Source organism: Nocardia sp. NPDC006044 (assembly GCF_042871115.1).
Lineage (GTDB): Bacteria > Actinomycetota > Actinomycetes > Mycobacteriales > Mycobacteriaceae > Nocardia.
The window spans coordinates 1038085-1062154 of record NZ_JBIAID010000001.1 but is presented as its reverse complement, the minus strand read 5'-3'; the positions used below and the strand labels follow the sequence as shown (position 1 = coordinate 1062154).

The window sequence follows — 24070 nt, the reverse complement described above, 5'->3', positions numbered from 1 at the left end:
TGCGTCATCCGGGCGGTTCTCCCTTACTCGGCCGCCGCGTCGACTCGTCGCTCCCTGCGCAACATCGGTCGCCGACGGCGGGCCGGCCGGCGAACCTCCGGTGCGTCGGCGGCGATGGACGGGTCCTGCACGCGGGTCTGGCCGGCCTCGATCCACACCGTGGCGTCGAGAGATCCGTGCCGGGACGGTTCCGCGCCGCGGATCGCGGCTTCGCAACGACGCGCCAGATCACGGCGATCGGTGCCGGGCTGCTGCACCGATTCGAGCACCACCTCGGCGACCATGCCGCGCGAACGCAGCACCCGGCGGGCGGACGAGCCGAAGCTGTCCTCCCCGACGAAGCCGGGCACCGTGCACTGGACGCCGTGCCGGTCCAGGTAGCGCAACCGCACCGGCTGCACCGGGGTCGCGGTGTCGACGGCCGCCTGGAACAACGCGGGCCGCATGCTGCCGTAAGCGCGACCGCACCAGGTCGTTCCCTCGGGGAACACGGCGATCCGCTCGCCCGCGGTGAGCCTGGCACTGATCTGCGCGATCACCTCGGGCAGCGCGCGCAGCTTCTCCCGCTCGATCGGGATGACCCGCATCAACCGCGCCAGCTTGCCGAGCACCGGCCAGTCGACCATGTCCGCCCTGGCCACGAAGCCGAGCGGCTGCACCGCGGCCAGCGCGACGATGTCGGTCCAGCCGATGTGCCCGACGACGACCATCACCCCGGTGCCGGACGGCGCGTAAACGGCGGGCGCGGTGCTGCCCTCATCGACAGCACCGCGCCCGTTCGAGTCGATCCGGCGATCGACGATCCGCAATTCCATGCCGAGACAACTCAGCAGCGTGCGCGCGTAACCGCGCTGCACGCGTTCGCGCCTGCCCGCCGGCGTCACCAGATTCACCAGCGGGAAGCTGATCAGCAGCCCGGCCACGCCGAGCAGCCTGCCGACGACCCGGCCGGTTCCGACCTGGTCGATCGACTCGATGCAGCCGGGCCCACACGGGCTCGACGGCATCCACGCGTGTGCGGTGGCCTGTGCGGGCGGCGCGTCGAACACCACAGTCCTCACCGTCCCCCGTCGAAGGTCGCGGCCGCGTCCTGTAATCGGTTGAGGTAGCGGGTGTTGATGGTGTCCAGGCCGAGCACGGCGACGAAGTCGGCGACGCCGAAGTCCGGATCGTGCGCGGGCTCGCCGCAGATCTCCGCGCCGAGGCGCAAGTACCCGCGCAGCAGCGGCGGCAGCTTGGGCCGGGCGGGCGGAGTCATGTCGTCGAGGGTCCTGCCGTCCACCACCACCGGCCGCAGCGGGCGCACCCGCTGTTCCGGATCCGAGCCGTGCCGGCCGAGCAGCAGGTCGCGCACGCCGCGCACGTTCACGCCGGGCTCGTCGGCCGGGTCGTCCTGCATCGGCACCGAGACGCAGCCCATCACCCAGTCGTAGCCGGTGAGCTGGATGTAGTGCAGGATGCCCGCCCACATCAGGGTCAGCACCGAGCCGTTGCGGTGGTCGGGCACGACGCACGCGCGGCCCATCTCGACGATCCGGCGACCGGCCGGATCCAGTTGGGCCAGATCGAATTCCGTGGCGGTGTAGTAACCGCCGGCCGCGGCGACCTGGTCCGGCGGCAGCATCCGGTAGCAGCCGACGAAGTCATCGGTCAGGTCGTCACGAACCAGCAGATGGTCGCAGTGCTCGTCGAAACGGTCGGCGTCGAGGCCGGTGCCGTTGTCGGGGATGTGGAACCCGGGCTCGCTCGCGAAGACGCCGTAGCGCAGTCGCTGTGCCGCCACGCGGTGCTCGGCATCGGACGAAACGACCAGCGAGTACCGTGACCGTTCCACCCCGGAGTCCGTCGAGCGCGCCGGGGCTGTCAACACGGACGTAATAGTCATATCGTCAATGAACCCAGCCGGACACTGCGCCGGAGCGACCTCGAAGTGTCGCGCCGATGCCGGTTCAGTGAACGAGATGATGATCACACCGAGCGTTCACCGGACCGTCGCGCCCCGTTCGCGCCCGCGCGCCGTAACCGCGGCGCCGTCATCGAGAAAGCCGCGGTACGAGCTGCTCGTGCCGCGACTTTCAGCGAATGAACGGACCTCAGGCCGCCGTTTTCTCGGCGACGCGTGGTCGCTCGGCGGCCTTGGTCACCTCGGCGAAACCGGGCCGCCCGGTGCCGATGAAGGCGACCAGCCAGGACGCGACCGCGGCGAAGCGGTTGCGGAAGCCGACCAGGTAGAACAGGTGCACGGCGAGCCACATGACCCAGGCGATCAGGCCGCGGAAGGTGATCTTGTCGTTCAGCTTGGTCACCGCGCTGAACCGGCTGATCACCGCCATGCTGCCCTTGTCCCAGTACTTGAACGCGGTGCCCGCCTGCTTCTTCCGGCGAATGATGTCCGCGGCGTGCCTGCCCTCCTGCATGGCCACCGGCGACTGGCCCGGGTAGCCGTTCAGGGAGGTCATGTCGCCGATGGCGTAGATGTCGGCGTAGCCGCCGACGGTCAGGTCCGGATTGATCAACAGCCTTCCGGCCCGGTCGGTTTCGACGCCGGTGGCCTCGGCGAGGACCTTCGCGAACCCGCCGACCTGCACGCCCGCCGACCAGACGATGGTCTCGGCCGCGATGCCGCGCTCGACGCCGCTCTTGTCCTTGACGGTGACCTTGCCCTCGTCGATGTCGGTGACGAAGGTACCGAGCAGCACGTCGACGCCGCTACGGGTCAACGACTTCTTCGCGTACTCCGAGAGTCCGCCGCCGAACGGGGGCAGCACCTCACCGGCGCCCTCGACCAGGGTGACCGAAACCTCTTGGTGGTAGTACCTTTTCGCGAGTTCCTTCAGCTGCCCGGCCACCTCGACGCCGGTCGCGCCCGCGCCGACCACGACGAAGCTCAGCAGCCTGCGCCTGGTCTCCTCGTCGGCGCCCGCGGCCTCGGCGAAGACCCGCTGGATCTGTGCGCGCAGGAGTTTGGCGTCGTCGATGGTCTTGAGCGAGAAGGTCTTCTCGGCGAAATCGTCACGGCCGAAGTAGGACTGGCTGGCGCCGGTGGCGGCGATCAGCGAGCCGTACCGGATGCGGCGCTGCTCGCCGTCGTGCTCATAGGTGACGATCGCCTTGTCCGGATCGATGGCGACGACTTTGCCGAGGCGCACGTCCGCCTCGCGGTGGCGGCGCAGAATGGAGGCGATCGGCGGTGCGATCTCCTCCGATGCCAGCACACCGGTCGCTACCTGGTACAACAACGGTTGGAACAGGTGCTCCGGCGTGCTGGAGATCAGCACGTAATCGATACCCGACTTGGCAAGTTGCTTGGCGGCGGAGAGTCCGCCGAACCCCGATCCGACGATGACGACACCCGCGGTTTCGATTCCCGCATCCACGTACTGCATGACAGCCTCCTTCTCTCATTACCAACCGTCATCGGGAACGAGGATATTTCAGGAGTTAGGGCGCATAATTCAGATGACTCTTATCTCGATCCGTCATTAATCGGAGGCGCTGTGGAACTTCGGCAGCTCACCTACTTCGTGGCCGTCTGCGAGGAGCTCAGCTTCAGCGGAGCGGCCGCGAGGTGCTTTATCTCACAGTCCGCGATCAGCCATCAGATCTCCCGGCTCGAGCGCGATCTCGGCGTGCAGTTGTTCGAGCGCTCGACAAGATCAGTGGTGGCCACCGACGCCACCGCACGGCTACTTCCCCTTGCGAAACAGATGCTCAGCCTCGAATCCGCCATCCGGGCGGCCGTGCGTACCGTCGGTCCGCGGATCCGGCTCGCCGCGAACATGTCCTTCGCGACCCGATCGCTGTCCGCCATCGCCGGCGCCCGGGCGACGCATCCCGAGGCGGAGATCGAGTTCGTGATCAAGCCGTTCCGGCAGCGGATCACCGCGGTGGCCGACGGCGACTGCGATCTCGCGCTCATCCGCGGCAGCGTCGATCAGCCCGGGCTGGAGGTGGAGCAGCTGTGGGTGGAGGATCTGGTGATCGCGACCTCCAGCGCGCATCCGCTGGCCACCAGGGAGACGGTGACGCTGTCGGATCTGAGCAGGTATCCACTGCTGCTGCCGCCGGAGCAGGAACAGGTGTTGTTGCACACCGTGATTCGGTCCGCCTTCGCCGAGCTGCCGACCGGGCCGACGTTCGGTCCGCCGATTCCCCCCGATCACACCGCGACCCTGGAGCTGATCAACCGGCCCGACGCGTGGACGGTGCTCTACGCGGAGAGTTCCACCGAGGGCCTGGTCGTGTTGAAGCTGGCCGAGCAGAAGCTCCGCATCCCGGTCTCCGCGGTGCTGCGCAGCGATGTGCGCCGTTCCCCGATTCTCACCACGTTGCTCGCCGGACTGCATCGGCCCTGATCGACACTGCATCGGCCTTGATCGACAGGGAACGACCCCGAGCGTGAACTCGGGGTCGTTCGCGATGAATCACGCAGTGCCCTGGCCGGTTCGACTCAGGCGTTCTCCCTGGCGAAGCCGCGGGCGCCGATCACCATGAGCACCAGCGCGACCGCCACGGTGACGCCGGTGCCGAGGTAGACGTCGGCACTGCCGAAGTCGCCGCGGAACAGCGCTCGTGCGGCATCCACGGTGTGCGAGAACGGGTTTGCCTTCGCGATGTATTGCAGCCAGTTCGGTCCGACGGCCATCGGCAGCAGGATTCCGGACAGCAGCATGATCGGCAGGGTCAGCGTGTTGAGCACCGACGCGAGCGTGCCCTCGTCTCTGGCCCACAGACCCAGCGCGTAGGACGCGGCCGCGAGGCCGGCCGCCATCACCGCGATCAGCAGCACCGACAGCGTCAAACCCAGTGGGTCGGGGCGCAATCCGAAGGCCAGCACCGCCACCGCCACCAGGATCAGGGCCTGCACGATCAGCACCACCATGTCCTTGAGCACCCGCCCGAGCAGCAGCGCTCCCCGATCCGCGGGCGTAACCCGTTGTCGCTCTATGACACCCGCGCGCAACTCGGAGATGATCGCGAATCCCGCATACAGCGAACCCATCAGCCCGGTCTGGATGACCAAGGCCGGCGTGAGGATCTTCCAAGGGTCGATGTCGGTCCCGAGCGCGGGCGCGATGCCCTTGATCAACGGACCGAACAGCACCAGATACAGCACCGGCTGCGACAGACCGATCAGCACCCACATCGGGTTGCGCAGGTTGCTCCGCAATTGGGACCAGAAGATCAGGCCGGTGTCGTGGGCGAATCTCATGACCGGTTCCCTTCGCGCAGTGAACGTCCGGTGATAGTGAGGAAGACATCGTCGAGGCTCGGTCGCTTGACCGTGATGGCGCCCGGCGTTATCCCCTGTTCGTCCAAGGCCCGAAGCAGCGGCACCACGGCGGCGTCGCCTCGCTCGACCGTCAGGTGCACGACCGTCGCGCCCGCGTCCTCGGCTCTGACCCCCGACCGCACATCGAGCGCCGTCTCGGCCACCCGCAACGCGAGATCCGCTTGCTCGTCGGCGAGTTCGAGACTGACCACGTCGCCGGAGATGCGGCGCTTGAGTTCGTCGGGCGTGCCCTCGGCGACGATGTCGCCGTGATCCATCACCAGCAGCCGGTCGCAGAGCGCGTCGGCCTCGTCGAGATAGTGCGTGGTCAGCACGATGGTGGTGCCCCGATCCCGCAGTCCCCGAATGTGTTCCCACAGATTGGCCCGGCTCTGCGGATCCAGGCCGCTGGTCGGCTCGTCCAGATAGATCAGCTTCGGGCCGTGCACAAGGCCGAGCGCGATGTCCACCCGGCGACGCTGCCCGCCGGACAGCTGCGAGCACTTGCGCCCGCCGAGTCCGTCCAGGTCCAGCGCGGCCAGGAGTTCCTCGGCATTGCTCGTCGCCCGGGGCTTGCTCAAGCCGAAAAGCCTTGCCTGAAGGATCAATTCATCGATCACGAGTTCGAGGTCGTTGGTCATGTTGCCCTGCGCGACATACCCGATGCGCGACCGCACGAGTCGCGCCTCGGTCCGTAGATCCGCGCCGGAGATGCTCGCCTCGCCCGCGGTCGGCGCGATCAGCGTGCTGAGCATGCGCAGGGTCGTCGTCTTGCCCGCGCCGTTCGGACCGAGGAGACCGAGGATTTCGCCGTCGTGCACGGCGAAATCGACCCCCTTGACCGCCTCGACGGGACCGGTTCCGGTGTTGAAGGTTCGGGCAAGCCCACGCACCTCGATGACCGCGGTACGTGTGCGGCCACGAACAGTGTCGATCGTTTCCACACCGCTTACGGTAGGAACGATCGACCAAATAGTCAAGCTTTACTATTCAGGCTTGACCAACTGCCCGGCTTCAGGGGTTGATCGGCGCGTTCACCCCGCTCCACGCGTCGAGCTCGCCGGTTTCGATGCGCTCCAACGTCTTTCGCGACCAGTTCAAGTCCGCTCGGAGATGATCGGCGGACAGGCGCATCGCGTCGGCGACGTGGTGCGGCTCGGCCTCCGCGGGATCGCCGCTGCCGGCCAGGATTCGGTCCACCTCACGTTCGATGAAGACCAACTCGGCCTCGAACTTGAGAATCCGGCTGTTCAACGCGGCGATGACTTCGTCGCGCGGCGCGGCCGGAAACAGCGCGACCGCGGCGAAGTACGGGTTCTTCGGCTGCTCAGCCGAGAACAACGACTCCCGCAGCATCTCGCCGAACTCCTTCTCCCCCTCCGCGGTCAGCCGATACGTCGTCCGCTCCGGCCGCGCCCCCTCCTGCCCCACCCCCTCGACCGCGATCAACCCATCCCGCTGCAACGTATTCAACGCACCGTAGATCGACCCCGGCTTCACATTCGCCCAATCATCGGCATGCCAGGACAGCAACTCCCGCCGAACGTCATACCCGTGCACCGGTTGCAGCAGCCGGACGATAGCGAGCACCAGCATCCGAGTGGTAGGAACAGCCATACTCGCAGGCTATCGCACCCACGGCAGCTGTTTGGAAGACGTTCCCGCACAGCCCGTTCCAGCTACAGAGACTCGAACGCCAGGCTCGGACACCCCCCGACGGCGGCGGTTGATCATGGACAGCGATCAGATTCGGCGGTCCAAAAAGGTGGGATCTACATTGATTGTTCCGGTCAACCGCCAAAGACCACGCTCGAATATAAGATCACCTGAAACCACAATGGGCTGCTTACTCAGATGCGCACGGACCGCCCAGGTATATTCCTCGCCGGTCAAAGGGACATGCACCTTTCGCGGACGGCCGTCCACATGCGTAGATAGAACGATGCTGCTGGCTTCTCGATCCTCGTCATCGGACTCGTCTCGATTAAGAGTACGAACTGTGCCGAGTAACGTCACGTGGCGAGGGGGTTCCTCGCGCCGAACCAATCTTTCCCGCACGCGGGGCAGGCCTGCCATCGCATTGCGATCGACGATGATTCGCGAAGTACCGATATCGGGGCGCGGCTCGGCGGCGGCCCAATCGAAAGACAACTCCAATGCGCGAAGCGTTTCCGGCTGCGTGAGTTCCAGCACCGATTCCACCAAGCCTGCACTCAGGCCCAACTGTCCCGCTCGGTCGAGTGCGCTTTCGTCCCAATCGAGCGCAAGCTGCCGAGTCGACTGTAGGCCCGTAGCCAGCGTTGTCATTACCTTGCGCGGAAAGGGCACAGCAGGCGAGCCGTCCTCGTGCGGTGGTAGGACGTCACCGAGACGGGTTACGACAGTGAATACAAAACTTCCTCTTTTTGTGTGCCCCAGTCGAATATCTTCTTCGAGAAAGTCGGTAACAATTGCCGACCTTCTGCCGCGATGTGAATGTGTTGGATCGTCAGCAGTCGTAGCGGCAGCCCGCATCATCGTGAACAATGCTTCCAGCGACTTCTCGGCTTGCCGAAAGGGAATTGTCCCGTCCGTCATCTTCTGGTCGAGCCGCACGAAGAATAGATCAGCACGTGCCGCAGCGATGCGTTCGGCGAGTTGCCCGAGATTCCAATCATAGATAGTCGCGAGAGCTTGAAGCGTGTCGCGAAATCGCACTGGGAAGTCGACGTAGTCGGTAGCCAACGGCAGCATGACACGGCCGAGCGGACCGTCCGCGCCCGGAAGCCGCCAAATTTCTCGGACGTCCTGGTCCCGGGCCTCTAGCTGCCAATCGTGGCTCGCCAGGTACTGGGACACGGCTGGCGGCGACAAGGTCGACGCGACCTCTTGGAGACCGTCGAGCGGAATTTCATTCACCACTGACCTCCTTCGCCGATTACTTGCATGATGCCCTGCAGGCTGCTGACGTCAAACAGGTTGGTTCTGGGCAGATGGACGGTCTTGCTTGCCCTGCCTTCCTCGATCTCGCCGAGCTCTCTCGCATGCTGCCAGTACATTCGGCTCGAACTGACCAGGCCTGCCTCGGAAAGGTCCAGAAGTCGCTCAGGATCTTCAGGGACAAGCAGCACGCCGAGCAATGCCGGTGCGAACCGTTTCGGGTTCACCAGCTTGAGAAACCGATCGCGCTCCAGCGACCATGCCAGGTGTTCGGCGCCGAGCAGCCGCGACTGTGTCGTGCACTTGAGCTGCATCTCGAACTCAGGGCAGTAGTAGCGCACGTACTCAGCCGACGAAGCAATCGTGATGTCGACCCCGTCATAGTCGGTCAGATGGCTCTTGATGGAACAGCCCGCGGCGGCCGCGACCATATGAACGAAGGCAAGACTGAACTGTTCCTGTCGAGCGGTAATCGGCAGACCACCCTCCGGCGCCAAAGAAACCGCAGCTGGAAGGGGACCCCTGCTGCCGTCGACGTCCACCACGCAACCCTCCCCCTGATTCCCCAGAATATGCACCGTGTGGCACCCCACGCAGACAATAGCTGTCTCGGACCGTTTGCCGAGGCTCAAACAAAAAGGTGGCCCCGACTGAGTTCTCAGTCGGGGCCACCTTCTCCGCTCGAACCGGGCGAATCAGCCCTTGTGGGACTTGACCGCTTCGGTCAGCTGGGGGGCGACGTTGAACAGGTCGCCGACGATGCCGTAGTCCGCGATCTCGAAGATCGGGGCCTCTTCGTCCTTGTTGACCGCGACGATGGTCTTCGAGGTCTGCATGCCGGCCCGGTGCTGGATGGCGCCGGAGATGCCGAGGGCGATGTAGAGCTGCGGCGAGACCGTCTTACCGGTCTGGCCGACCTGGAACTGACCCGGGTAGTAGCCCGAGTCGACCGCGGCACGCGAGGCGCCGACGGCGGCACCGAGCGAGTCGGCCAGCTCCTCGACGACCGAGAACTTCTCGGCGGAACCGACGCCGCGACCACCGGAGACGACGATGTTCGCCTCGGTGAGCTCGGGACGGTCGCCCGCGACGATCGGCTCGCGCGCGGTCACCTTGACCACGCCGTCTTCCTGCGCGGGCACCTCGACGGTGACCTTCTCGCCGGCACCGGCCTGCGCGGAGGCCTCGACGGCGCCCGGGCGCACGGAGATCACCGGCACGTCGCCGGTGGCCTTCGCGTCCACGGTGAACGCGCCACCGAAGATGGAGTGCACGGCGGTGCCGTCGGACTTCACGTCGATGACGTCGACCAGCAGGCCGGAGCCGATGCGGGCGGCGAGGCGGCCCGACACCTCCTTGCCCTCGGCCGAGGCGGCGACGATGACGGCGGCCGGGGAGACCTGCTCGGTCAGCGCGGCGAGCACGTCGATCTTCGGGGTGAGCAGGTAGTTCTCCACGTCGTCGGACTCGGCGATGTAGATCTTCTCCGCGCCGGCCGCGGCGAGCGCCTCGGCCAGCTTCTCGCCGGTGCCCGCGGTGCCGAGCACCACGGCGGCCGGCTCGCCCAGGTTGCGGGCGGCGGTCAGGAGCTCGGTGCTGACCTTCTTGATCGCACCGTCCGCGTGCTCGATGAGCACAAGTACTTCAGCCATTTGTGTTCTCTCCTAAGCAGTCTCAGACCGGCGAAATCAGATGATCTTCTGACCGACGAGGTACTGGGCGATCTTGGTGCCGCCGTCGCCTTCGTCCGCGATCTTCTCGCCCGCGGTACGCGGCGGCTTCGGGGTGGCTCCGGTGACAGTGCTGCCCGCGTTCGCGACACCGACGGTCGACGGGTCGACGCCCAGGTCGGCCAGCGTGAAGGTCTGCACTTCCTTCTTCTTCGCGGCCATGATGCCCTTGAAGGAGGGGAAGCGCGGCTCGTTGATCTTCTCGGTCACGCTGACGATGGCCGGGAGGGTGGCCTCCAGCTTGAAGACACCGTCATCGGTCTCCCGCTCGCCGGTGATCTTGTCCCCGTCGACGGTGAGCTTGCGCAGGTGCGTGAGCTGCGGCAGGCCGAGGTATTCAGCGATGATCGCGGGGACCGCACCGGCGCGACCGTCGGTCGCCTCGTTGCCCGCGATGACCAGCTCGACACCTTCGACCTGGCCGAGCGCGCTCGCCAGCACCCAGGCGGTCTGCACGGCGTCGGAGCCGTGGATCGCCGGGTCGTTGATGTGGATGGCCTTGTCGGCGCCCATGGACAGCGCCTTGCGGATGGCCTCGGTGGCCCGGTCGGGACCGGCCGCCAGGACGGTGACCTCGCCGCCCTGCGCCTCCTTGATCAGCAGCGCTTCTTCGACGGCGCGCTCGTTGATCTCGTCGAGGACGGCGTCGGCGGCTTCGCGATCGAGGGTGTAGTCACCGTCGGTCAGCTTGCGCTCGGACCAGGTGTCGGGAACCTGCTTGATGAGTACGACGATGTTCGGCATCGGTCTTCGTCGACCTCCTGTTCTGGTTACACGTATGGAGTGGTCGCACAGGCGGCGCCGTACGTCCGTGTGAGTAGCTCAGGGCGTGACACTACCCTACGTTAAGTTACTCGTGGGTAACTTAACCGCTTCTCTCTCACAACGCCAGTGCCGGCGATATCGTGCCGGGCTGGAGCCCACCCGCGCGACCTGCGCCGAACGGCCCATCCGCACTGGGTAGAGGCATCCCGGTGACCGGGTGCGGGTATCCCGCAAACCTTCGGTACCAGTAACGTCGGAATGATGAGCGAGGCTGTGATCCCTGCCGCAGTGGACGACCCGACGGGCATGACCGGCGCCCCGGCGACCACCACCGGCGCCGTCGAACCGCTGCCGTTGACCGGCGAACGGACCGTCCCCGGCATTGCCGAGGAGAACTACTGGTTCCGCAGACACGAGATCGCCTATGCCCGCCTGCTCGACCGCTGCGCCGGAAAGACCGTGCTGGAGGCCGGATCCGGCGAAGGCTACGGCGCGGACATGATCGCCTCGGTGGCCACCAAGGTCACCGGCGTGGACTACGACACCGGCGCGGTCGAGCACGTGCGCGCGCGGTACCCGCGGGTGGAGATGATCCAGGGCAACCTGGCCGAGCTGCCGCTGCCCGACGCCTCGGTCGACGTCGTGGTGAACTTCCAAGTGATCGAACATCTTTGGGATCAGGGCCAGTTCCTGCGCGAGTGCCTGCGGGTGCTGCGTCCCGGCGGCGAGCTGCTGATCAGCACGCCGAACCGGATTACCTTCTCCCCCGGCCGCGACACCCCGCTCAACCCGTTCCACACCCGGGAGCTGAACGCCGCCGAACTGACCGAACTGCTGGTCGACGCGGGCTTCGAGGTCGCGCAGATGACCGGCGTGCACCACGGCCCGAGCCTGAAGGCGTTGGACGCCAAGCACGGTGGCTCGTTCATCGACGCGCAGATCGAGCGCGCGCTGGCCGGCGAACCGTGGCCGGCCGACCTCACCGCCGACGTCGCCGCGGTCACCATCGACGACTTCACCCTGATCGCCGACGACATCGACGCGAGCCTGGACCTGGTCGCCATCGCGGTGAAGCCTTGAGTGACGCGGTTCCCGGCCAGTTCAGCCTGGTCCTGCACTCCCATCTGCCCTGGTTCGCCCACCACGGCCGCTGGCCGGTCGGCGAGGAGTGGCTGTACCAATCCTGGGCGGCGTCTTACCTTCCGGTCGCGCAGGTGCTGAGAACGCTTGCCGCCGAAGGGCATTCACATCTGCTCAGCCTCGGCATCACGCCGGTGCTGGCGGCCCAGCTGGACGACCCGCACTGCCTGGCCGGCATGCACCACTGGCTGGGCAACTGGCAGCTGCGCGCGGACGAGGCGGCGATGGCCGGCAACGTCGCCCTCGGCCGGCACGAACATCGTTTGGCCACAGCGGCTTTGGTGGATTTCGAGGAACACTGGCGGCACGGCGCGGCGCCGGTCTGGCGGGAGCTGATCGACGCCGGGACCATCGAATTGCTCGGCGGTCCACTGGCACATCCGTTCCAGCCGCTGCTCGATCCGCGACTGCGCCAGTTCCAGCTCACCGAGGGCCTGAGCGACGCGCGCCATCGCTGGGGCCACACCCCCACCGGCATCTGGGCGCCGGAATGCGGCTACACCCCGGGCATGGAGATCGGTTACGCCGACGCGGGTGTGACCCATTTCATGGTCGACGGGCCCGCCTTGCGCGGCGACACCACCCTCGGCCGCCCGGTTCGCGAGTCCGACGTGGTGGCGTTCGGCCGCGATCTCCAGGTGAGCTACCGGGTCTGGTCGCCGAAATCGGGCTACCCGGGCCAGAGCGCCTACCGTGACTTTCATCACTATGACCACGCGACGGGTCTCAAGCCGTCCCGGGTCACCGGCAAGACCGTCGCCGGTCCGGACAAGGCCCCGTACGACCCGGAACTCGCGGCCGCGGCGATCGGCCGCGATGTGGACGACTTCGTCCAAACCGTGCGCCAGCGACTGATCAGCGAATCCGCGCGGATCGGCAGACCGGCGCTGGTGGTGGCCGCGTTCGACACCGAACTGTTCGGTCACTGGTGGCACGAGGGCCCGCAGTGGTTGGCCCAGGTGTTGCGGGCGCTGCCCGAAGCCGGCGTCGACGTCGGCACGCTGGCCGACGCGCGGGAGCGCGGATTCGTCGGGGAGCCGGTGCCATTGGCCGATTCGTCCTGGGGCTCGGGCAAGGACTGGCGGGTCTGGGCCGGAGACCAGGTGCAGGACCTGGTCGAACTCAACGACGACATCGTGCGGCTCACCCTGGACACGGTCGACAAGATGCGCCCGGCCGACGGCGCGTTCGCGCTGCGCGACACCGTCGCCGATCAGTTGCTGCGCGAAGCCATTCTCACCGTGTCCAGCGACTGGGCGTTCATGGTCAGCAAGGACTCCGCCGCGGGTTACGCGCGCGACCGCGCGCACCGGCACGCGCACGCCGTGCGGGAGATCGCGGCCGCCGTCGGAGCGGGTCAACTCGCGAAAGCACAGCAGTTGGCGGCAGGATGGGGGTCGGCTGACGGACTCTTCCCCGGTATGGACGCGCGACGACTCGGGAGCGCCGGGTCCGGAGGAAGCTTCGCCGCGGCTGCCGAGCACGCCGCGTCCAGCGCAGAAGGACATGCATGAAGATCTTGATGGTGTCGTGGGAGTACCCGCCGGTCGTGGTCGGCGGGCTGGGCAGGCATGTGCACCACCTGGCGACCGAGCTTGCCGCCGCCGGTCACGAGGTGGTCGTGCTGGCCCGCCGCCCCTCCGGCACCGATTCCTCGACCCATCCCACGCATTCCTTCATCGCCGAGGGTGTGCTGGTGGTCGCGGTCGCGGAGGACCCGCCGGTCTTCGATTTCGGCGAGGACATGCTGGCCTGGACGCTGGCCATGGGACACGCGATGGTGCGGGCAGGCATCGCGCTGGGCAAGCCGGGCATCGGTGACGGCTGGGCGCCCGACGTGGTGCACGCGCACGACTGGCTGGTCGCGCACCCCGGCATCGCGCTGGCCGAGTACTACGACGTGCCGCTGGTGTCGACCATTCACGCCACCGAGGCCGGCCGGCACAGCGGCTGGGTCGCGGGCAAGGTCAACCGGCAGGTGCATTCGGTCGAGTGGTGGCTGGCCAACGAATCCGACGCGCTGATCACCTGCTCGACCTCGATGCAGGACGAGGTGGAACGCCTCTACGGGCCGGAGCGGGTGCCGATGATGGTGATCCGCAACGGAATCGACGTGGGCGCGTGGACCTTTCGGCCGCGCTCGCCGCGCACCGGACCGCCGCGGCTGCTCTACGTCGGCCGGCTCGAATACGAGAAGGGCGTGCAGGACGCCATCGCCGCGCTACCGCGCATCCGCCGGGCGCACCCCGGCACCACGCTCACCATCGCAGGCGTCGGCACCCAGTTCGAGTGGCTGCGCGAGCGCGCCCGCGTGCACCGGGTGGCCCGTGCGGTGAACTTCGCCGGCCAGCTCGACCACGCCCAGCTGCTGAGCTGGCTGCACGGCGCCGACGCCATCGTGCTGCCGAGCCGCTACGAACCCTTCGGCATCGTCGCGCTCGAGGCCGCCGCCGCGGGCACCCCGCTGATCACCTCCACCGCGGGCGGACTCGGCGAGGCGGTCATCGACGGCGTCACCGGCGCCTCGTTCGCCCCCGCCGACGTCGATGGCCTGGTCGAGGCGGCCCGCGCCACCCTCGACGACCCGGTCGCCGCCCAGGATCGCGCCTACGCCGCCCGCGAACGGCTCACCGCCGATTTCGCCTGGGACGTGGTCGCCGCGGAAACCGCGCAGGTCTACCACTCCGCCAAGCGCCGCGTCCGCAATCCGCTCGGCCGCCCGAGCATCGTCGAACGCCCCCTCCCCGAACGCGACCCGAAGCCGCTCTAGGCGTCCATCTTCTTGATGATGCGCTGGACGGTGAGCCACGTGCGCGTGGTCAGGTTCTTGCCGTAGGTCTTCTCGAGCCAGCCCATGTATTCCGGTGTCTTGCCGGATTCGCGGTTGTCGATCACCGCGAGAAACGCGCTGCACGGTATGTCGTAGCCGACGATTCGGGTGAGCGGGTCGAGCTGGCCGGGCAACTTGCCGGGCTTCGTCGTGCGATCCTTGGCGAACGTGGCCACCAGGTAGGTGCCGCGTTCGTGGGTGAGGCCGGGGAACGGGTCGGTGTCGAGCAACGCCTGCAGCTCGTCGCGGGTGCGGATGATCGTGCCGCCGGCGATGCCGAGTTCGGCATTGAGCGCCCGCTGGATCCGGTCCTCGAGCTCACTGACGTCGGTATCGGCGCTGCGGAACACGATATTGCCGCTCGACAGCACCGATGCGACCTTGTCGAACCCGAGCCTTTCGAACACGCCACGCAACTTCTCGTTGGTCATGTTCGGGTTGCCCGGGCCGATCCCGCGCAGCAGGGCCGCGTAGCGGTTCACGCCGTCTTCGCGCCGTTCTTCTTGCGCTCGATATCTTCCAGCGCCGCAAGGTATTGCGCCCGCTCCTCGGCACTCGCCTCCCAGGCGGCCTTGCGATTCTTGACCACCTTGGCGGGCGCGCCGACCGCGATGCTGTAGTCCGGGATCTCCCCCTTGACCACGGCGTGCGCGCCGAGCACGCAGCCGCGGCCGACGCGCGTCTCGCGCAGCACCGTCACCTTGGCCGCGATCCAGGTGTCCGGGCCGATCCGGACGGGGCTCTTCACGATGCCCTGGTCCTTGATCGGCAGGGTGATGTCGTCCATCTTGTGGTCGAAATCGCAGATGTAGCACCAGTCCGCGACCAGCGTCGATTCGCCGATCTCGATATCGAGGTAGGTGTTGACCACGTTGTCCTTGCCGAACACCACCTTGTCGCCGATGCGCAGCGAACCCTCGTGGCAGCGAATGGCATTGCCGTCGCCGATGTGCACCCAGCGGCCGATCTCCATCCGGCCCAGCTCGGGTGTCGCGTGCACCTCGACCCGCTTGCCGAGGAAGACCATGCCGCGCAACACGATGTGCGGGTTGGCCAGCCGGAACTTGAGCAGCCGGTAGTAGCGCACCAGGTACCAGGGCGTGTACGCGCGGTTCGCGAGCACCCAGCGCAGCGACGCCGCGGTCAGAAAGCGCGCCTGCTGCGGATCCCGGCGGCGCGATCCCCGCCAGCGCGAGCGCAGCGGTGCGCCCCACATGCTCGTCACGAACGGATCTCCTGTCGTGGTCCAACGGCTGGTCGCCACGTCAGCGGCGACGGGTAGAGCATAACGGGCGCGGTCCGGCCCGATCCGGCCGCCGACCGGACCGCAACGGCAGGACTCGGAACACGCGCGCGAGCCCCTCCCGTACAGTGACTGCTGCGCCGAGGGCGGCGCCCCCCGAATCCACACGCGTACACCCGAACCGGGTCGCTCCAGAGTTGTGGGTCGGCACGCTTTAGTCTCGTGCGAGCGGAAACGACGACAGGAGTGCAGCAGGTGCGAAGCGGCGTACTGGCTAGTTCCAGGTGGCGACCGTCCCGGGTGCGGGTTGTTGCGTCGCTGGCCGCGGTCGGTGCGCTGGTCCTGAGCGGTTGCGGCACCGATGTCGACGACATCGCGGTCGGCCCGGGCAAGGGCTGGCCCGCCGCGTATCACGACGGTCGCAACGGTGGCAGCAGCCCGGTGACCGGCGCCAAGAGGATCGCGCTGAGCTGGACCCGCCCGATCGGCGGACCGGTCGCCGAACCGGTCACCATCGGCCCCGACGGGCAGATGTTCCTGACCACGAACACGCCGACCTGCACCCTCTACTCCTTCCAGATGGCCACCGGGCGCAAGCGTTTCTGCAGTGGGCTCGGTCCCACGGCGATCGCGACACCGTCGGTGGTGGACGGCATGACGAATGTCTATGTCGGCGACGACAAGGACAACGTCGGCGCGGTGATCTCGTTCAACTACCTCGGCCAGCCGCGGTGGCGCACGACGGTGGCGGGCGCCCCGGTCTCGACCCAGTTCACCGGCGACGGAAACCTGTTGACCGTCACCCAATCCGGTCAGGTCGACGTGCTCTCCCGGCAGACCGGCCAGCGCGTCGTGTCCACCGTGCAGTTGCTCGGCCAGCCGGACTTCCTGAGCAACCCGAACCTCACCTGGCCCGCCGCCGCGCAGGGCCTCGACGAGTGCCGGGCCGGCGAGCCGCAGTGCCCGGTCGCGAACATCTCCGCGGTCGACACCGCGACCGGCCGCTTCTTCGTCACGGTATGGAAGCCGGGTCAGCCGACCGCCGCGCTGGTCGCGCTTCGCTACGCGGACAACAAGATCCAGCAGGAATGGAGCGCCGACCTGCTGTTCGGCGGCAGCGCCACCAGCCCGACGCTGTCCCCCGACGGCAAGACCATCTACGTGGGCGACAACACGAACCGCTTGATGGCGGTGAATGCCGCCGACGGACGCACCAAATGGGTGCAGCCGCTGGAATTCACTCCGCGCGGCGGCATTTCGGTGTCCAGCGACGGCCTGATCATTCCGTCCGGCGACGAAGGCTACCTGCTCGCGCTGCGCGACAAGGGTGACGCCGCCCAAGTCGCCTGGGAGCGTAAGGATCTCGACCTGCGCGGAACTCCGGTGCAGACCGCGGGCGGCACCGGTTACACCGCCGCGGCGATCGGTGAAGGGCTGAACCTCATCACCTTCGACACCAAGACCGGCTCGACCATCGACTCCGATGTGCTGCCCGGCGCGCAGGGCAGCACCACCGGGACGTCGATCGGCGCCCAGGGCGAGGTCATCGTCGCCACCCGCATCGGCGAGCTGTTCGTCTTCAAGCCCGAGCGCTGACCTCGAGCGGGGTCGCGGCGACGGCGGTGCACAGGAAGACTGTCGGGGTGCGGTCTATTCGGGTGATTACCAGGGTGAGTGGTTGAGTGCCTTGGGGTTTCAGGGTTCGGCGTAACTTGTCCGGGTCTACGTCGACGCCGCGGGCCAGGATTTCCAAGGGGCCACAGTCGTGGCGGCGGAGTTCGGCGCGCAGGGTCTTCTCGCGGTAGTCGAGGCGATCGAGGATGCGGAAGCCGCGGGTTCCCGGCGGGACGGCGTTGCCGGTGAGGTAGGCGATGCGGGGATCCAGCTGCCAGAGGCCGTGTTTCGCGGCGTAGTGGCGGACCAGGCCGGCGCGGACGACGGCGCCGTCGGGATCGACGATCCAGTCGCCGGGTTCCCGGTCGGGGATGCCGTCCGGTTCCGCGTCGGTGAGGGTGAAAGATGCTCCGGCCGAAGACAATACGGTCGCGCGGCGAGTAACCGCGGGGTCGGCCAGGCCGGCCGACCAGAGGCAGGCCTCGCGCACCGCGCCGTCCAGGGAGACCACTTCGACCTCTCCGGACCAGTCGAGCCGGTCGAAATCCAGTCCGGGCGCGCACTTTACGGCGATATCGCGATCGGGATAGGCGGCGAGCAGGTCCGGCAGCGGCGGTTGCAGCTTGGCCGGGTCGTGCGTGCGCTTTCCGTCCGCTCGCCGCGCGGGGTCGGCGATGACGACGGTGTCCCTGCTGACCGGGACGAGCGCATCGGCCTTGGCGAGCAACACATTCCGGCGACCGGCCAGGTTATGCGCGGCCATGGACAACCGCGCGTCAGCCAGGTCGCTGCCGATGACCGCTGGACACACGCGCGCCAGTTCGGCGAGCTCCGCGCCGATCGAGCAGGTCACGTCGTGCACGGCCCGCCCGGCCAACCGAGCGGCCCGCTGCCGGGCGACCAGCGTCGGGGTCGCCTGCTGCAACGCGTCGTCGGTGAACAACCAGTCCCCCGCGTCGACGAGCTTCGCCCCCGCCTTGCGGCGCAACCGCACCGTCTCGACCAGTGCGGCGGCCCGGTCACCGTAGGCGCGCCGCACCGACGCCAGGTCACGCAGGTGCGACGCCTGGGTCAGCTCCAGCCGAGCCACCTCGGTCAGCGCGGCGGTGCCCGCCGGACCGCCGAGGTAGGCGACATCCTCGCGGCTGAAGCCGTAGCCCACTTACTTGGCGGACGAGCTGAACTCACCCGCCCCGGCGGCTCCGCCGCCTTCCAGCCCCTTGGGCTTCACGCCGGTGATCATCGCGTTGTAGAAGAACTGACGCGGCACCACCCGGCGCATGACGTTCTCGTCCAGCCAGCTCAGGCGCAGCCACGCCTTGTACATGGCCAGGCGGTAGCCCATGGTCAGCTTCTCGTCCGGCACGGCCGCCTCGAAGGTGCGCACCGGCCAGCCCCACAGCGCGGCCGCGAACTCCTCGGTGGACGCCTTCACCTCGACCGCGCCGGCGGAGCCTGCCATCCGCTCCAGCTCGCTCGGATCGAACGTGTGCAGGTCGACGACCGCCTCCAGCGCGGCGGCCCTGGAGGACTCGTCCAGCTCGGTTTGCGGCCGCCGCCAGCCGGACAGCTGCGGCAGCTTGGTGACGGTGGTGGTGGCCTTCCAGGTGATCCGGCCGAGCCAGCGGGCGTAGAAGTTGCCCGCGGTGGTCGGCTCACCGGCGAAGACGAAGCGCCCGCCGGGCTTGAGCACGCGCAGGCATTCCTTCAGCGCGAGTTCGACATCGGGGATGTGGTGCAGCACCGCGTGCCCGCAGACGAGATCGAAGGTGTTGTCCTCGTACGGGATGGTCTCGGCGTCGGCGACCCGGCCGTCCACGTCCAGGCCGAGGTGCTCCGCGTTGCGCAGCGCGACCTTCACCATGCCGGGCGACAGGTCGGTGACCGAGCCGGACTTGGCCACGCCGCCCTGCATCAGGTTCAGCAGGAAGAAGCCGGTGCCACAGCCGAGCTCGAGGGCGCGCTCGTAGGGCAGCGGCGCCGGGCCGACGGCGGCGTCGAACCGGCCGCGGGCGTAGTCGATGCAGCGTTCGTCATAGGAAATCGACCATTTGTCGTCGTAGGTCTCGGCTTCCCAGTCGTGATAAAGCACCTGGGCGAGCTTCGTATCCTTGCGAGCTGCTTCGACCTCCGCCTCGGTGGCGTGCGGGTTAGGCGCGGGGTCGTCGGGACGTACCGTCATGGAGGCCAAGCCTAGCCTGTCCGCCGCTGCGCGCATTTCGCCGGTCGTGTGTACCGCTAACTTCATCGACCGGTCCGGCGGTCAGGTGCGAAATCCGTGCCGGACGTACCCGACGAGTCACCCATGTACGCACGAAATCAGCTGTTACGGCGGGCAGGACGAGCTGGAGGTACCCCAGCGTCGCCTGCCGCTCAGCGACCGACGAAAGCCGCCGAGCCGGGGCCGTCGGCGAGGTAGGACTCGGTGCCGATCCGGCGGTCCTCGGTGCCGAACAGATCAGACCATTCGGTCTGCGCCCGGTCCAGTCCATGCGGACCCGCCTCGAACACCGCCTTCGCGGCGGCGAGCGCGCGCGCCGGGCCGTCGGTGAACCGCTGAGCCCAGTGCACCGCGGCGGTGTACACGTCGTCGGGCGGCACGACCTCGTCGACCAGACCGAGCGTGCGCGCCTCGTCGGCCTCGACGAACCGGCCGCTGTAGACGAGGTCCTTGGCCGGCCCAGGGCCGATCAGCAGCGACAGCCGCCGGATCCCGGCCAGCGGGATGAGCCCGGCCTTGATCTGCGGCAGGCCGAGCTTGACGTTGTCGCCGATGATCCGCCGGTCCGCGCCGAGCGCGAGTTCGAGGCCGCCGCCGAGGCAGTAGCCGGTGATCGCGGCGACGGTCGGCTGCGGCAACCGGGCCAGGCAGCCTAGATCCCGCTGCAGATCGCCGGCCATCGCCCGGGCCTGGTCGGCACTCAGCCCGGCCAGCTCGGTCAGATCGTCACCCGCCGAGAAGACGCGCTCGTCGCCGTAGAGCACGACCGCGGCCACCGCCGGGTCCGCGGCCACCGTGTCGGCCGCCCGCGCCAGCTCCCGCGCCAGCTGCGCGTTCACCAGGTTCATCGGCGGGCGGGCGATCCGGAGGACGGCGACGCGGCGCGCGGGAGCACCCTCGAGCAGATCCAGGGTCACGAATTCGGCCATGGGACGCCACGCTACCGGCCCGGCGCCGCCTTACTTGCGCACGGATCCCTTGAGCCTGCTCGCATCCGGCAGACCGGCGAAGTAGCGCTCGCCGTCCGGGAAACTGAGCATGCGCTCGCCGGTATCGGCGGACAGCACCGGCATGATCGGCTCGATGGCCGGCTCGGCGGCGAAAATCTCGGCGGTGGAACCGAATTCACCGAGCGCGTCCAACTGCGACCAGGTGGGCGGCAGCAGGATGTCGGTGCCGGCCCGCCAGCGCTCCAGCGCCTCGGCCGGGGTACGCCACTGCACCTCGGCCGCCTCGGAGGTGGCGCCGTCGGCCAGCTGGCCCTGCGGCAGCACCGCCACGAAGAACCGGGTGTCGTAGCGGCGCGGCTCGACCACCGGGGTGATCCAATTCGCCCACGGCCGAAGCAGATCCGCGCGCAGCACCAGTTTCTCCGCGGCTAGGAAGCCGGCCAGCGACAGCTCGCGGCGTTCCAGCTTGCCGCGGGCATCGCGGTATCCGGTGGTATCGGAGACGACGGTGTCTGCGGTCGGGCCGGCCAACAGCACACCGCATTCCTCGAACGTCTCGCGCACAGCGGCACAGACCAGCGCCTTGGCCCGCGGCTCGGTGGTGCCGAAACGCTCGGCCCACCAGGCGGGTTCGGGTCCGGCCCACTCGATGTCGGCGGTGCCGTCGGAGGGATCGACGCCGCCGCCCGGGAACACCGTCATCCCCGCCGCGAAGGCCATCGCGCCCACCCTGCGCTGCAGGAAGATCTCCGGACCGGATGCGCCGTCGCGCACCAGCATCACCGTCGACGCGTCCTTGGGCGACGGAGCCTGAGAGTCACCAGGCACATTTGTCTCACTCACTCCTGCACGATAACGCGCGCCCGGTGAGCGCCGTCACGGGCAGCGGTTCAGCGGTGGCGGTGTTTTCCGGCGCGCCGCGCGCGGCGGGCGAAGTAGCGGCCGTCCACCCGGTCGAGCGCGATGGCCTGACGGAAGGCGTCGCTGAGGTTCTCCGAGGTGAGGACGTCGGTGAGCAAACCTTGCGCGATCACTTCGCCCTCGTTGAGCAACAGTCCGTGGGTGAAGCCGGGCGGGATCTCCTCGACGTGGTGGGTGACCAGCACGATGGCGGGGGCGTCGGGGTCGGCGGCGAGGTCGCCGAGTCGTTCCACCAGTTCCTCGCGGCCGCCGAGGTCCAGGCCCGCGGCAGGCTCGTCGAGCAGCAGCAGTTCCGGGTCGGTCATCAGCGCGCGGGCGATCATCACCCGCTTGCGCTCGCCCTCCGACAGCGTGCCGTAGGTGCGGTCCGAAAGGTGTTCGGCGCCTAGGCTTTCCAGCATGTTGATGGCCCGGTCGGTGTCGACGTCGTCGTAGCGTTCGCGCCAGCGGCCCAAAACCGCGTAGCCGGCCGACACCACCAGGTCGCTGACCTTCTCGTCGCGCGGTACCCGCCCGGCCACCGCGGCCGAGGACAGGCCGATCCGCGGCCGCAGCTCGCTGACGTCCACCTTGCCGAGTACCTCACCGAGCAGATGGGCGATGCCCGAGGTCGGGTGCATCTCGGCGGCGGCCATGCGGAGCAGTGAGGTCTTGCCCGCGCCGTTGGGGCCGAGCACGACCCAGCGTTCGTCGAGCTCGACCTGCCAGGTGACCGGGCCCACGAGCGTGTGGCCCGAGCGGCGAACGGTGACGTCGGTGAAATCGATGAGCAGATCGGGATCCGGTTGCGGCACGCGGTCCATCTTGGCCCACCCGCCCGACTACTCGCCAACGCGGGCGGGTGTGAAAAGCGTGTCGCTCGGGTCAGCGGCGGCGGCCCAGCGCGAAGAGATCGCGAAGCCGCTGGTCGTCGGGTTGATCCGGATGATGATGGTCCTCGTCGTCCGACTTGTGTAGCAGCCGGGCAACGATGAGTGCCAACGGAACCGACAGGAGCACCCACAGGGCGAGAATCACCAGCAGCGTCGTCATAGCTGGTCCTTCCTTCGGTCGGCAAGGCCGCGATGCCGATATCTCCAGCCTCCGCCCGGGTGGCTCGGTGGGGGTAGGGCACAACGTCCTCGGTGAAGTTGCTTAGAGAGATACCCCGTTCGAACCCGCGCGACGCGCATTCGGCGCGGGTGTTTTCCAGCGGTTACGAGGATCGGGCCTGCACCGCGATCACCGTCATCGAGCCGGGCGCGACCTCGGTGAACCCGGCGTCGCGCACCGCCACCGCCGTGCCGCGCGCGACCTCATCGGTCAACTCTTTCCATTGTCGCGCATCGGCTTCCCGTACGGAGCAACGGAATTCCCGTTCGGCCCAGTGCAGCGCCTGCTCCGCAGTCAGCGCGCCCGCCAGCAACATGCTGGCGTGCCCCACCTGCGCGGCCGCCTTGCCCAGCGTCATGCCCAGTCGCGAATCCACCCACAGCACCGGCAATTCCGGGTCGGCGGGCCCCGGATCGTCGTGCTCGAGGTCGGTGCCGCCGATCTGCAACCGCCGGATCCGCGGGTCGACGTCGCCCACCGGTCCGGGAACGAACGCGCGCGCCTGCGCACCGTCGACCTCGACGGTGACGCCGTCCACCTCGTTCGCCGCGAGCCACTGGGCGCCCCGCGCGCGCCGGCTCACCTTGCGGATGCGCGAGCGCTTCCAGGCCAGATAGCGCTCGGCCCACTCGCCGCCCGGACCGACCCGCGGGTCCAGGCACAGCGCCACCGACGCGGTCGCCGCCGCGGCGAGCAGCGCGCTGCGCGGCGGCGGATCCACCTTGGGCAGGTGCAGCACGATCTGCATCGCCTGCACCAGGGCCGGGTCGTCGGGGTCACCTGCCCCGCCGTAGCCCTGCGCGAGTTCCGCGTGCCGGACGCGGAAGCCCTCCTCATCGCACTGCACCGGCTGTTCAGGGTTCTCCAGGGCGTCCCGGACTCCGGCACCGCATTCCGGGATGCTCGACATCACTCCACCTTGATCGTCATCGAAAACTTTTGCGCGGGTTCGATTCCCTGCTCCCACGGCCGCAGATAGTCCATCGAGAGCCTGGTGCTGCCCGCGGCCTTACCGACGAAGGTCCACACCGAACCACCGCCGGAACCGGGCGCGACCGGCACGTTCGGGTCCGGCTTGAACCCCGGATCGCCCTGCGCCTGAAGCAGATTCGCGTCCAGCTCGGTGATCTGCCACAGATATCCGGTGGACGGGTTCGCGGGCAGCGTCACCACCAGCGACTGCCCGACGGCGAGCGTCCGCTCCTGCCCGTTGTCGGCCTCGGTGGCCGTCACCGCGGCGGGCCCGGGCGCCGACGTCGGTGCGGCCGTGGAGCTCGCCCCCGAGTCGGTCGAATCGTTCTTGCCGCACCCGGCAACAGCCAATCCGAGCAGCAGCACAAGCAGAGATTTCCGCAACGCACCCTCCGATTTCG

At 68.2% G+C, this 24070-nt stretch carries 25 protein-coding genes; 5 read left to right on the top strand and 20 right to left on the bottom strand.

The genetic code is table 11. The annotated features are described in order from the left end of the window. Positions 1-23: 23 nt before the first annotated feature. From ACFYO1_RS04920 to ACFYO1_RS04910, 3 genes are all read right to left on the bottom strand, one after another. Positions 24-1061, bottom strand: a complete 1038-nt coding sequence (locus ACFYO1_RS04920) for a lysophospholipid acyltransferase family protein (protein WP_387227260.1) — start codon at positions 1059-1061, stop codon at positions 24-26. Next, entirely contained in the window at positions 1058-1885 is an 828-nt protein-coding gene (locus tag ACFYO1_RS04915) for a GNAT family N-acetyltransferase (protein WP_387227258.1), read from the bottom strand. The genes ACFYO1_RS04920 and ACFYO1_RS04915 overlap by 4 nt, the downstream gene beginning before the upstream one ends. Positions 1886-2093: 208 nt before the next feature. Continuing rightward, positions 2094-3386 (bottom strand): NAD(P)/FAD-dependent oxidoreductase, encoded by a 1293-nt coding sequence (locus tag ACFYO1_RS04910; protein WP_387227256.1) that lies wholly within the window; start codon positions 3384-3386, stop codon positions 2094-2096. A gap of 111 nt (positions 3387-3497) precedes the next feature. Here ACFYO1_RS04910 and ACFYO1_RS04905 point away from each other — a divergent pair, with 111 nt between their 5' ends. Continuing rightward, positions 3498-4355, top strand: a complete 858-nt coding sequence (locus tag ACFYO1_RS04905; protein ID WP_150405406.1) for a LysR family transcriptional regulator — start codon at positions 3498-3500, stop codon at positions 4353-4355. Between the two features lie 95 nt (positions 4356-4450). Here ACFYO1_RS04905 and ACFYO1_RS04900 read toward each other — a convergent pair whose 3' ends face one another. The 7 genes from ACFYO1_RS04900 to ACFYO1_RS04870 all read right to left on the bottom strand — a co-directional run bounded on the left by ACFYO1_RS04900 (position 4451) and on the right by ACFYO1_RS04870 (position 10665). After that, on the bottom strand, positions 4451-5212 hold the full coding sequence (locus tag ACFYO1_RS04900) for an ABC transporter permease (RefSeq protein ID WP_387227254.1): 762 nt from the start codon (positions 5210-5212) through the stop codon (positions 4451-4453). Further along, the gene (locus ACFYO1_RS04895) at positions 5209-6216 is read right to left on the bottom strand and encodes an ATP-binding cassette domain-containing protein (protein ID WP_387227253.1); all 1008 of its coding nucleotides are present in this window, start codon (positions 6214-6216) and stop codon (positions 5209-5211) included. Before ACFYO1_RS04895 ends, ACFYO1_RS04900 begins: the two co-directional genes overlap by 4 nt. A 70-nt stretch (positions 6217-6286) precedes the next feature. Then, complete coding sequence (locus tag ACFYO1_RS04890; RefSeq protein ID WP_387227251.1) at positions 6287-6889, bottom strand: PadR family transcriptional regulator; 603 nt, start codon at positions 6887-6889, stop codon at positions 6287-6289. Positions 6890-7015: 126 nt separating this feature from the next. Continuing rightward, positions 7016-8170, bottom strand: a complete 1155-nt coding sequence (locus ACFYO1_RS04885) for a hypothetical protein (RefSeq protein WP_387227249.1) — start codon at positions 8168-8170, stop codon at positions 7016-7018. Continuing rightward, positions 8167-8736, bottom strand: a complete 570-nt coding sequence (locus ACFYO1_RS04880; RefSeq protein ID WP_387227247.1) for a DUF4365 domain-containing protein — start codon at positions 8734-8736, stop codon at positions 8167-8169. The genes ACFYO1_RS04885 and ACFYO1_RS04880 overlap by 4 nt, the downstream gene beginning before the upstream one ends. Before the next feature lie 150 nt (positions 8737-8886). Continuing rightward, positions 8887-9843 (bottom strand): electron transfer flavoprotein subunit alpha/FixB family protein, encoded by a 957-nt coding sequence (locus ACFYO1_RS04875; protein ID WP_387227245.1) that lies wholly within the window; start codon positions 9841-9843, stop codon positions 8887-8889. A 36-nt stretch (positions 9844-9879) separates the two neighbouring features. Further along, positions 9880-10665: an electron transfer flavoprotein subunit beta/FixA family protein gene (locus ACFYO1_RS04870; RefSeq protein ID WP_387227243.1), complete on the bottom strand. Its 786-nt coding sequence runs from the start codon at positions 10663-10665 to the stop codon at positions 9880-9882. Positions 10666-10992: 327 nt separating this feature from the next. Here ACFYO1_RS04870 and ACFYO1_RS04865 point away from each other — a divergent pair, with 327 nt between their 5' ends. The 3 genes from ACFYO1_RS04865 to ACFYO1_RS04855 are packed head-to-tail and all read left to right on the top strand — an operon-like array spanning position 10993 to position 14596. Beyond that, positions 10993-11766, top strand: a complete 774-nt coding sequence (locus ACFYO1_RS04865) for a class I SAM-dependent methyltransferase (protein ID WP_387231683.1) — start codon at positions 10993-10995, stop codon at positions 11764-11766. Beyond that, complete coding sequence (locus ACFYO1_RS04860) at positions 11763-13340, top strand: 1,4-alpha-glucan branching protein domain-containing protein (RefSeq protein WP_387227241.1); 1578 nt, start codon at positions 11763-11765, stop codon at positions 13338-13340. The genes ACFYO1_RS04865 and ACFYO1_RS04860 overlap by 4 nt, the downstream gene beginning before the upstream one ends. Further along, on the top strand, positions 13337-14596 hold the full coding sequence (locus tag ACFYO1_RS04855; protein WP_387227238.1) for a glycosyltransferase family 4 protein: 1260 nt from the start codon (positions 13337-13339) through the stop codon (positions 14594-14596). The genes ACFYO1_RS04860 and ACFYO1_RS04855 overlap by 4 nt, the downstream gene beginning before the upstream one ends. On the opposite strand, the gene ACFYO1_RS04850 is transcribed toward ACFYO1_RS04855, so the two are convergent. Beyond that, a complete protein-coding gene (locus ACFYO1_RS04850) occupies positions 14593-15138 on the bottom strand; it encodes a DUF1697 domain-containing protein (protein ID WP_387227237.1) in 546 nt (181 codons plus the stop codon). The two genes, ACFYO1_RS04855 and ACFYO1_RS04850, sit on opposite strands and share 4 nt — an antisense overlap. Then, a complete protein-coding gene (locus ACFYO1_RS04845; RefSeq protein WP_379287958.1) occupies positions 15135-15881 on the bottom strand; it encodes an acyltransferase in 747 nt (248 codons plus the stop codon). Before ACFYO1_RS04845 ends, ACFYO1_RS04850 begins: the two co-directional genes overlap by 4 nt. Positions 15882-16199: 318 nt before the next feature. On the opposite strand from ACFYO1_RS04845, the gene ACFYO1_RS04840 reads away from it, so the two are divergent. Further along, positions 16200-17495, top strand: coding sequence for a PQQ-binding-like beta-propeller repeat protein (locus ACFYO1_RS04840; RefSeq protein WP_387227234.1), 1296 nt, complete (start codon positions 16200-16202; stop codon positions 17493-17495). Here the strand turns inward: ACFYO1_RS04840 and ACFYO1_RS04835 are convergent. The 8 genes from ACFYO1_RS04835 to ACFYO1_RS04800 form a co-directional block, all read right to left on the bottom strand. Beyond that, entirely contained in the window at positions 17479-18675 is a 1197-nt protein-coding gene (locus ACFYO1_RS04835; RefSeq protein ID WP_387227231.1) for a class I SAM-dependent methyltransferase, read from the bottom strand. The genes ACFYO1_RS04840 and ACFYO1_RS04835 overlap by 17 nt on opposite strands. Continuing rightward, positions 18676-19695, bottom strand: coding sequence for a class I SAM-dependent methyltransferase (locus ACFYO1_RS04830; protein ID WP_387227229.1), 1020 nt, complete (start codon positions 19693-19695; stop codon positions 18676-18678). A gap of 191 nt (positions 19696-19886) precedes the next feature. Beyond that, positions 19887-20663, bottom strand: a complete 777-nt coding sequence (locus ACFYO1_RS04825) for an enoyl-CoA hydratase-related protein (RefSeq protein ID WP_387227228.1) — start codon at positions 20661-20663, stop codon at positions 19887-19889. A gap of 30 nt (positions 20664-20693) precedes the next feature. Then, positions 20694-21464, bottom strand: coding sequence for an NUDIX hydrolase (locus ACFYO1_RS04820; RefSeq protein WP_387231681.1), 771 nt, complete (start codon positions 21462-21464; stop codon positions 20694-20696). 110 nt (positions 21465-21574) lie between these two features. Beyond that, positions 21575-22408 (bottom strand): ABC transporter ATP-binding protein, encoded by an 834-nt coding sequence (locus ACFYO1_RS04815; protein WP_150405390.1) that lies wholly within the window; start codon positions 22406-22408, stop codon positions 21575-21577. A gap of 61 nt (positions 22409-22469) precedes the next feature. Then, entirely contained in the window at positions 22470-22637 is a 168-nt protein-coding gene (locus ACFYO1_RS04810) for a transmembrane 9 family protein (protein WP_150405389.1), read from the bottom strand. 163 nt (positions 22638-22800) lie between these two features. Further along, the gene (locus ACFYO1_RS04805; RefSeq protein WP_387227225.1) at positions 22801-23607 is read right to left on the bottom strand and encodes an aminoacyl-tRNA hydrolase; all 807 of its coding nucleotides are present in this window, start codon (positions 23605-23607) and stop codon (positions 22801-22803) included. Then, positions 23607-24053 carry a protease inhibitor I42 family protein gene (locus ACFYO1_RS04800; protein WP_387227222.1) on the bottom strand — a complete coding sequence of 149 codons (447 nt, stop codon included), beginning with the start codon at positions 24051-24053 and terminating at the stop codon, positions 23607-23609. The genes ACFYO1_RS04805 and ACFYO1_RS04800 overlap by 1 nt, the downstream gene beginning before the upstream one ends. Positions 24054-24070: the final 17 nt, after the last annotated feature.